The organism is Desertibaculum subflavum, assembly GCA_003576705.1.
In the GTDB taxonomy this organism is placed as follows: Bacteria; Pseudomonadota; Alphaproteobacteria; order Ferrovibrionales; family Ferrovibrionaceae; genus Desertibaculum; species Desertibaculum subflavum.
In genome coordinates, this window is sequence record QOZS01000055.1 from 26,646 (window position 1) to 35,043 (window position 8,398).

The 8,398-nt window shown below is 70.6% G+C and carries 7 protein-coding genes; 2 read left to right on the top strand and 5 right to left on the bottom strand.

Annotated features, from left to right (window positions below; genetic code table 11):
• Positions 1–9: 9 nt before the first annotated feature.
• From DT074_RS22750 to DT074_RS22765, 4 genes are read right to left on the bottom strand one after another with little or no spacing between them, the layout of a single operon-like run.
• Positions 10–963: an SLAC1 family transporter gene (locus tag DT074_RS22750; protein ID WP_119422163.1), complete on the bottom strand. Its 954-nt coding sequence runs from the start codon at positions 961–963 to the stop codon at positions 10–12.
• Positions 960–1,973, bottom strand: coding sequence for an LLM class flavin-dependent oxidoreductase (locus DT074_RS22755; RefSeq protein WP_119422164.1), 1,014 nt, complete (start codon positions 1,971–1,973; stop codon positions 960–962). The genes DT074_RS22750 and DT074_RS22755 overlap by 4 nt, the downstream gene beginning before the upstream one ends.
• A 10-nt stretch (positions 1,974–1,983) precedes the next feature.
• Entirely contained in the window at positions 1,984–2,826 is an 843-nt protein-coding gene (locus DT074_RS22760) for a 23S rRNA (adenine(2030)-N(6))-methyltransferase RlmJ (protein ID WP_119422165.1), read from the bottom strand.
• A gap of 7 nt (positions 2,827–2,833) precedes the next feature.
• Positions 2,834–3,568 carry a hypothetical protein gene (locus DT074_RS22765; protein ID WP_162915120.1) on the bottom strand — a complete coding sequence of 245 codons (735 nt, stop codon included), beginning with the start codon at positions 3,566–3,568 and terminating at the stop codon, positions 2,834–2,836.
• A gap of 144 nt (positions 3,569–3,712) precedes the next feature.
• Here DT074_RS22765 and DT074_RS22770 point away from each other — a divergent pair, with 144 nt between their 5' ends.
• Positions 3,713–5,704 carry an NAD(P)H-dependent oxidoreductase subunit E gene (locus DT074_RS22770; protein WP_119422167.1) on the top strand — a complete coding sequence of 664 codons (1,992 nt, stop codon included), beginning with the start codon at positions 3,713–3,715 and terminating at the stop codon, positions 5,702–5,704.
• On the opposite strand, the gene DT074_RS22775 is transcribed toward DT074_RS22770, so the two are convergent.
• Positions 5,646–6,293, bottom strand: coding sequence for a nicotinamide mononucleotide transporter family protein (locus tag DT074_RS22775; RefSeq protein WP_119422168.1), 648 nt, complete (start codon positions 6,291–6,293; stop codon positions 5,646–5,648). The two genes, DT074_RS22770 and DT074_RS22775, sit on opposite strands and share 59 nt — an antisense overlap.
• 149 nt (positions 6,294–6,442) lie before the next feature.
• On the opposite strand from DT074_RS22775, the gene DT074_RS22780 reads away from it, so the two are divergent.
• Positions 6,443–8,281 carry a glycoside hydrolase family 15 protein gene (locus tag DT074_RS22780; RefSeq protein ID WP_119422169.1) on the top strand — a complete coding sequence of 613 codons (1,839 nt, stop codon included), beginning with the start codon at positions 6,443–6,445 and terminating at the stop codon, positions 8,279–8,281.
• Positions 8,282–8,398: the final 117 nt, after the last annotated feature.

The window sequence follows — 8,398 nt, forward strand, 5'->3', positions numbered from 1 at the left end:
CGCGACCGATCAGAAGAATTCGCCGCGCCGGAGCGCGGCGAGGCTGCGCATGGCGAGGAAGGCGATCAGCGCCGTCGCCAGCGCGAGCAGGCTGATGGCCAGCCAGGCGATCCCCGCCGACGGATAGATCTCGGCATAGCGCAGCGCCGCGGCGGCGAGCGCCGCCGATGGGAAACTCATCGCCCACCAGGGCACGCCGAACGGCGCCTGCGCGATCCGCGGCGCCATGCTGAGCGCGAGCGCGGCGAAGAAGACGGCACCGCCGAACAGGATATGCGCCGGGGCGCCGGCATTGCCGCCGGCCAGTATGTCGAGCGCGGTGAAGCCGACCGCGGGCGGCGCGATCAGGATGCAGATCGTCGGCGTGGCCGGCGCCGGCACCACCGCCTCGAAGACCAGGCGCTGCACCACCATCGGCATCAGGAACAGCCAGGCCACGATGCCGGTGCCGAACAGGATCCACGAGGCACCGGCGAAGCCGAGCGGCGCGCCGGCGATCGGCGCCACGATGCAGCCCACCACGGGCACGAACCAAGCCGGGTTGGCCGCCTCGCGCGGCGTCGCCCGCACGATCCAGCCGCGCACCGCGGCGATCGCCGCCAGGTATTCGCCGGCGGCGCCGACGATCCAGAGCGCCCGCGCCGCGTCCGGCGCATGTGGCGTCAAGCCGGCGGCCAGCAGCAAAGCGGAGATGGCGATCGCAGCGAAGAAGCTGCCGGCCAGCGGATGCACGAACTCCGCCGCCACCGCCGTGCGATGACGCAGCAGCTTGGCGGCATAGGCGAGCAGAACGACGGCAAAAACCAGGGCAGCCAACAGCAGGAGCGTCTCGCCGACCGCCGGCGGGGCGCCGATCGCGGCGGCAGCGCGACGCCAGGCGAGGCCGAGCCCAGCGAGGCCCATCACGGCCCCGAACAGCGCCACGGGCAGGCGCTGCAGCAGCAGCGGGCGCGGCGCGCTCATCCCGGCACGAGAGAGAACGCCTCGGCCAGCAGCTCGTAGGAACGGCGGCGCGCGGCGGGATCATGCGTGATGGTGACAATGACAAGCTCGTCGACGCCGTATTCGCCCGCCATCGCCTCGAGCCGCGTCTTCACCTGCCCGATCGCGCCGATGATCGAGCGGCCGGATTGCTGGCGGATATAGTCGAGTTCCGCGGCAGAGTAGCTCTGCGCCAGCGCCTCGTCGGGCGAGGGATAGGCGCCGACATGGCCGCGCGCATGGCGCAGCAGCCAGAGGCGCCGGCTGGCGCCCAGATATTCCGCCTCCGCCTCGGTTTCTGCCGCGATCACGAAGATCGCCGCCGAGGCGCGCGGCGATGGATAGCGCTCGGACGGCTTGTAGTAGCGCCGATAGGCCTTCACCACCTCGGCGCCGGAGGCGCCGGCGATGAACTGCGCGAAGCAGAACGGCAGGCCGAAATGCGCCGCATAGGCCGCACCGCCATCGGACGAGCCGAGCATCCAGATCTCCGGGACGGACGGTCCAGCCGGCTGCGCCACCACACGCTCGAACGGATGGCCCTGCGGCATCCGGCCGGCGAGCCAGCCCTGCAGATCCGCGAGCTGCTGCGGAAATTCGTCGCCGCCGAAATTGCGCGCCTCAGGCCTGAGCGCCAGCGCGGTGATGTGATCCGAGCCGGGCGCGCGGCCGAGCCCGAGATCGATGCGGCCGGGATAGAGCGTCTCCAGCACCCGGAAGGCCTCGGCCACCTTGTAGGCGCTGTAATGCGGCAGCATCACGCCGCCGGAGCCGACGCGGATGGTCGAGGTATGCGCCGCCACCGCGGCGATCAGCACTTCCGGCGCGCTGCCGGCCAGCCCCGCCGAGGAATGATGCTCGGCCAGCCAGTAGCGGCGATAGCCGAGCCGCTCGCAGGCTTGCGCCAGTTCGATCGTCTCGCGGATCGCCGCCGCCGCGGTGGAGCCGGAGCGGATCGGCGACTGATCCAGCACGGAGAGAGCGAACGTCACGGGGCGAACGTCACCTCGGCGCGATCAGCCAGCGCCAGCTCGCATTCGCGCCGTCGGCCAGCGCGAGCTTGTCCTTCAGCCAGGGCAGCATGGCGAACAGGTCGTCGTTCAACCCGCGCGGCGGACGCAGGATCAAGAGGCCGCAGGCCGTCAGCCGCTCGCCCTTCACGGGCGGCGCCACGGCAAGCTCGGCCACCAACAGCGCGTCGGTGGTCGAGCGCTTGACCTTGTCGCGGAAGGCCGCGACAGGCTTCTCGTCCTTGATCGGATGCCAGACGATGGCGGTCGCCGCCGGCGAACGCGTGCGCACGGCGGCGAGCGCATCGAGCGAGCGGTCGAAATCGGCGTCGCTCTCGAAGGGCGGATCGATCAGCACCAGCGGGCGGACATCGGCGGGCTTGAGCTCGGCGCCGAGCGACTTCCAGCCGTCGGCGCGGCGCGCCCGTACCCGCTTGTCGGCCTTGCAGAGCGCGGCCAGAGCCTGCTCGTCCTCCGGCCGGAGCTCGTAGAGCGAGATCTTGTCCTGCGGACGCAGGGTCTCGCGCAGGATCAGGGGCGAGCCGGGATAGTGGCGGAGCTCGCCCTTCTCGTTCACGCCCCGCACGATGTCGAGATAGGGCTTCAGCACGTCCGGCGCCTGGCCCTGTGCCAGCACGCGGCCGATGCCGTCGCGCCACTCGCCGGTCTTCAGCGCGTTCGGCGCCTGCAAGTCGTAGAGGCCGGCGCCGGCATGCAGGTCGATCGCGTGCACCGGCTTGGCCGCGCGCGCGAGGCGCAGAGCCGCGCAGGCGAGCACCGCATGCTTCAGCACGTCGGCAAAGTTGCCGGCGTGGTATCCGTGGCGATAGTTCAAAGCTGGTTCAGTCCTCGGTCTGCAGCAGCAACCGCGCCTGGTCGGCGCAGCCCTGTTCGTTCATCCACAGCGCCTTGTGCCCGACGCTCGGCAGGTTCCCCGGCAGCAGCTTCAGCTCGATCTCGGTCGGCTGCGGCCGGTCCCGCAGACGGATGACATAGCGCGCCCCGCCGATCGCCGCCACGCCTTGCGGCCAATCGGTGCTGTGATTCCCCGTGGCCCAGCGGATCGCACCCTGCTGGTCGGTGCCGGATCGCACCAGGGTTCCCGTGGCGGGACGCGAGCTCCCCACCCGCCACAGGACCGGCAACTTGCCGGCGGCGACGCATTGCGGGCCCGGCCGCGTCACGTCGATCGCCAGGGGATCGCGGCCCGGCACCTGCAACAGGTCGGCGTTGCGGGTGGCGCCGAGGGCGGCCGTCTCGGTCCGCTCGCGCGCCACCAGCCGGGCCAGCTGTTGCAGCATCTCGCCGCCGCCGGCGGCGGCGCCGGCCGCGCCGGTAATCACGGCCGGCGTGCCGCGATAGGGACCGCGGATATGGATCTGGCTGCCATCGGCACCGACCAGCGTCACCTTGCCGCCGGCCGGCAGGTCGAACGTGGTCCCTGCCGGTACGATCTGGCCGGGCTTCCAGGCCGCCTCGGTCGAGGCGACCACGACGAACTGGTTGGCCGCGGCCGCGCTGGCGCCGAACGCAAGGCCGATCGCCAGCAGCATCCCCATCCACCGTCCGACCATCATCCGCCCTTTTCCTTAGCGGACCTGTGGCGGCCCGCCGGACGAGCCTATCCCCCGCCCCACCCTCTGAACAAGCGAGCGCCATCACGCTCCGGCCGGTGCTAGGCTCGCCTGTCGCTAACCTTAAGGGCCGGCAGGGCAAAGACGGTGGAGGCGTGGACCGAGGCCAGGGCACGGGAGCTGATCGCCGGCGCGCGCGAGCGGCCCGGGGCGACACTCCTCATGCTGCAGGCTCTCAACGATGCGTTCGGCCACCTACCCGATGCCGCCGTGCCGCTGGTGGCCGAGGCACTGAACCTCACCCGGGCGGAGGTGCACGGTGTCCTTACCTTCTATCACGACCTGCGCCGCCGCCCGCCCGGGCGGCACGTGGTCAAGCTCTGCCGCGCCGAGGCCTGCCAGGCGGTCGGCGCCCGCGAGCTGGAAGCGGCACTGACGACGCAGCTGGGGATCGGCCTGGGCGAGACGACCGCCGACGGCCAGGTCACGCTGGAACCGGTCTATTGCCTCGGCAACTGCGCGGCCGGCCCCTCCGCCCTGGTCGATGGCCGGCTCTGCGCCCAGGCCGATATCGCCGCGATCGAGGCCGCACGGGACGCGAGGCCGGAGCTCTTGCCTCGCGTGGCCGGCGGGCCACGCATCTTCGTCCCCGGCGAGGCCACCGCAGTCGCGCTCGGCGCCGACGAGGTGGCGCGGGCGATCGCGGCGGAGGCGGCGCGGCTTGGCATCGCCGTCGGCATCGTGCGCACCGGATCGCGCGGCGCCGCCTTCCTGGAGCCCCTGATCGAAATCGAAACCGCCGAAGGGCGCGTCGGGTATGGCCCGATCTCGGCGGAGGACGTGCCGAGCCTGTTCGCGGCCGGATTTCTCTCCGACGGCGCACATGCCAAGCGGATCGGCAAGATCGACACGCATCCCTGGTTCGCCGGCCAGGAGCGGCTGACCTTCGCGCGGTGCGGCGTCGTCGATCCGCGCTCGCTCGACGACTGTCGCGCGGCCGGCGGGCTGGCCGGCCTCACCCGCGCGCGGACGATGGCGCCGGCCGACATCGTCGCCGAGATCGAGGCATCCGGCCTGCGCGGGCGCGGCGGCGCCGGCTTCCCGGCGGGACGCAAATGGCGCACCGTGCTGGAGACGGCCGGAGCCCAGAAATACATCGTCTGCAATGCCGACGAAGGCGACAGCGGGACCTTCGCCGACCGCCTGCTGATGGAAGGCGATCCCTTCCTGCTGATCGAAGGCATGATGATCGCTGGCCTCGCCACCGGTGCGCGACAGGGCATCGTCTATCTGCGCTCCGAATATCCCGATGCCGCGCGCACATTCGCCGCCGCGCTGGACGCGGCGCGGGCCGGCGGCCTGCTGGGCGATGGCTTCGATATCGAGCTTCGTCTCGGCGCCGGCGCCTATATCTGCGGCGAGGAGACGTCGCTGCTGGAGAGTCTGGAAGGCAAGCGCGGCACCGTCCGGCCGAAGCCGCCGGTGCCGGCGATCGCCGGCCTGTGGGGCAAGCCGACGCTGGTGCACAACGTGCTGAGCCTTGCCGCCGTGCCGGCCATCCTCGAACGTGGCGCCGGGTTCTATCGCGACTTCGGCGCCGGCCGGTCGCGCGGCACCATGCCGGTGCAGCTCGCCGGCAATGTGCGGTATGGCGGCCTCTACGAGGTCGCCTTCGGCATCACGCTGCGCCGGCTGGTAATGGAGATCGGCGGCGGCACCAGGAGCGGCCGGCCGGTGCGCGCCGTGCAGGTGGGCGGGCCGCTCGGCGCCTATTTCCCGGCCGCGATGCTGGACCTGCCGTTCGATTACGAGGCGCTGGCCGAGGCGGGCGGCCTGCTCGGCCATGGCGGCATCGTGGTGTTCGACGACACCGTGGACATGGCGGCGCAGGCGCGCTTCGCCTTCGAGTTCTGCGCCATCGAGAGCTGCGGCAAGTGCACGCCCTGCCGCATCGGCTCGACCCGCGGTGTCGAGGTGATCGACCGCATCCTCGCCGGCATCGAGCGCGAGAAGAACCTCGCCCTGGTCGAGGATCTCTGCACCACCTTGCGCGACGGCTCGCTCTGCGCCCTCGGCGGCCTCACGCCGCTGCCGGTGGAGAGTGCGCTGCGTCACTTTCCGGAGGACTTTGCGCGCTGAGCGCCCGGCGCCAGTCGAGCCAGCCTTTCACCGCCAGCGCGAGGAAGACGAGATGGAAGACGACGGCGGCCCAGGCGCCGTAGCCGGCGAACACGCCGAGCGCGACCAGATCCACGATGACGCGGATGATCCAGGTCTCGACCCGGCGGAAGTTCAGCGCCAGCTGCGCCGCCACGCCGCCCGTCAGCAGCAGCGCGCTGCCGGCGCCGAGGCCGAACCCGCTCCGCATATAGACGAGCGCGACCGGCACGGCGAGCAGCAGCGTCGCCACGGGATAGACGATCAGCTCCACCTGACCCATGCGGGCGACGGCAACGCGGCCGTCGCTGCCGCGATGGCGGGACCAGATCCACCAGCCATGCCCCGCCAGCGCGATGAAGCCGAGCTGCAGCGCGACCTGGCCGAAGCCGCCATAGCCGACCATCAGCAGCATCGTCACGACATGCGCCGCCATGCCGACCGGAAAGGTCAGCAGATCGCGGCGCACGGCGAGGCCGAGCGAGGCCAGCGCCACGATGAAGCCGATCGCTTCGGCCCGCGTGAGCGGAATGCCGGCGATCTCGATCAGTGGCGCCGTCAGAATGTCCATGCTGCAATCCCCCGAAGGCCATCATGCCGCGACAGCCGGCCGCAGGCGAGGCCGGCCCCGGCGGACCGCATGGCCGGATACGCATGGGCGGGAACGCATCGGCGCGGCGCGGCGTTACGTCCGATTGTGCGACAGAGCGGATGGCAGGGATGGGATTGCGCATCGAGGACTATGCCCTGATCGGCGACACGCAGACCGCCGCGCTGGTCGGCCGCAACGGCTCGATCGATTGGCTCTGCCTGCCGCGTTTCGATTCGCCGGCCTGCTTCGCGGCGCTGCTCGGCACGGCCGAGAACGGCCGCTGGCAGATCGCGCCGAAGGACCCGAAGGCGAAGGTGACCCGTCGCTACCGTCCCGACACGATGATCCTGGAGACCGAGTTCCGCGTGGCCGAGGGCCGCGTCCTCGTCATCGACTTTCTCGATCCGCCGACGGCCGAGCTTCGCATCGACGTGTTCCGCATCGTGATCGGGCTGGAGGGCACCGTCGCGATGCAGATGGACCTCACCTTCCGCTTCGACTTCGGCGTCACCATGCCGTGGCTGCGCCGGACCGCCACCGGCTTGCAGGCGATCGCTGGCCCGAACGCGGTCGAGCTGGTCGCGCCCTTCCCGCTCGCGAACAAGGATTTCCATACCCGCGCCGAGTTCGAGATCGACTCGAACGACTGGGCCGAGTTCAGTCTGACCTGGTTTCCCTCGCACACGCCGCCGCCGCTGGCGCAGAACGCGCGCCAGGCGCTCGCCCGTACCGAGACCTGGTGGCGCGCCTTCGCCGGCCGCTGCAGCTATCAGGGCCCCTGGCGCGAGGCGGTGATCGGCTCGCTCAATGCGCTGAAGGCGCTGACCTTCAGCCCGACCGGCGGCATCGTCGCAGCGCCGACCACGTCGCTGCCGGAGCGCATCGGCGGCGTGCGCAACTGGGATTATCGCTTCTGCTGGCTGCGCGACGCCACCTTCACGCTGTACGCCCTCCTGGTCTCGGGGCATACGGAGGAAGCCAAGGCCTGGCGCGACTGGCTGCTGCGCACCGTTGCCGGCCGGCCGTCACAGCTGCAGATCATGTACGGCATCATGGGCGAGCGGCGCCTGACCGAAATCGAGCTCGACGGGCTGGCGGGCTACGAGGGCAGCCAGCCCGTGCGCATCGGCAACCACGCCTATACGCAGTCGCAGCTCGACGTCTATGGCGAGGTGGTGGACTGTCTGCACGCGGCGCGCAAGCACAAGGTCGAGGCGCTGGACGACGCCTGGGAGGTGCAGAAGGTGCTGGCCGACTTCCTGGAATCGAACTGGGACGAGCCTGACAACGGCATCTGGGAGGTGCGCGGGCCGAAGCGCCATTTCACCCATTCGAAGATGATGGCCTGGGTCGCCTTCGACCGTTCGATCAAGGGCATCGAGGATTTCGGCCATTCGGGCCCGGTGGACCGTTGGAAGGCCGCCTGCCGCACCATCCACGAAGACGTCTGCCGCAACGGCTTCGACACCGAAAAGAATGCCTTCGTGCAGTATTACGGCGGCAAGCGGTTGGATGCCTCGCTGCTGATGATGCCGCTGGTCGGCTTCCTTCCCGCCACCGATCCGCGCGTCAAAGGCACCGTCGCCGCTATCGAACGCGAGCTGATTTCCGATGGCCTGGTGCATCGCTACCACACGGAAGACGACGTGGACGGCCTGCCGCCCGGCGAGGGCACCTTCCTCGCCTGCTCGTTCTGGCTCGCCGACAACTATGCGATGATGGGCCGCCATGCCGAGGCGCGGGCGCTGTTCGAGCGTCTGCTGGCGCTGCGCAACGATGTCGGCCTGCTGGCGGAGGAATACGACCCGCGGGCGCGGCGCCAGCTCGGCAACTTTCCGCAGGCCTTCTCCCACGTGGCGCTGGTCAACACGGCCCACAATCTCGCCACGGTGCCGGCGCCGAAGCTGCGCGGCGAGCCGGAAAGCGAGGCGGAGAACCAGCCGCCCGAGCACCTGCGCAAGGAATAGCGCCTAGGTTCTGTACCCATAAAGGGATTCCCTTGAGGGCGTGATTGTGATTCAAGCTTCCAAACGGATGGGAGCTTGGCGATGGCCCGGTTTGATCTGAGCGATGCGGAGTGGAGC

Excerpts from the sequence above, each read along its gene's own strand:
- DT074_RS22750 (WP_119422163.1), bottom strand. The coding sequence starts at position 963 with ATGAGCGCGCCGCGCCCGCTGCTGCTGCAGCGCCTGCCCGTGGCGCTG.
- DT074_RS22765 (WP_162915120.1), bottom strand. The coding sequence starts at position 3,568 with ATGATGGTCGGACGGTGGATGGGGATGCTGCTGGCGATCGGCCTTGCG.
- DT074_RS22775 (WP_119422168.1), bottom strand. The coding sequence starts at position 6,293 with ATGGACATTCTGACGGCGCCACTGATCGAGATCGCCGGCATTCCGCTC.
- DT074_RS22780 (WP_119422169.1), top strand. The coding sequence starts at position 6,443 with ATGGGATTGCGCATCGAGGACTATGCCCTGATCGGCGACACGCAGACC.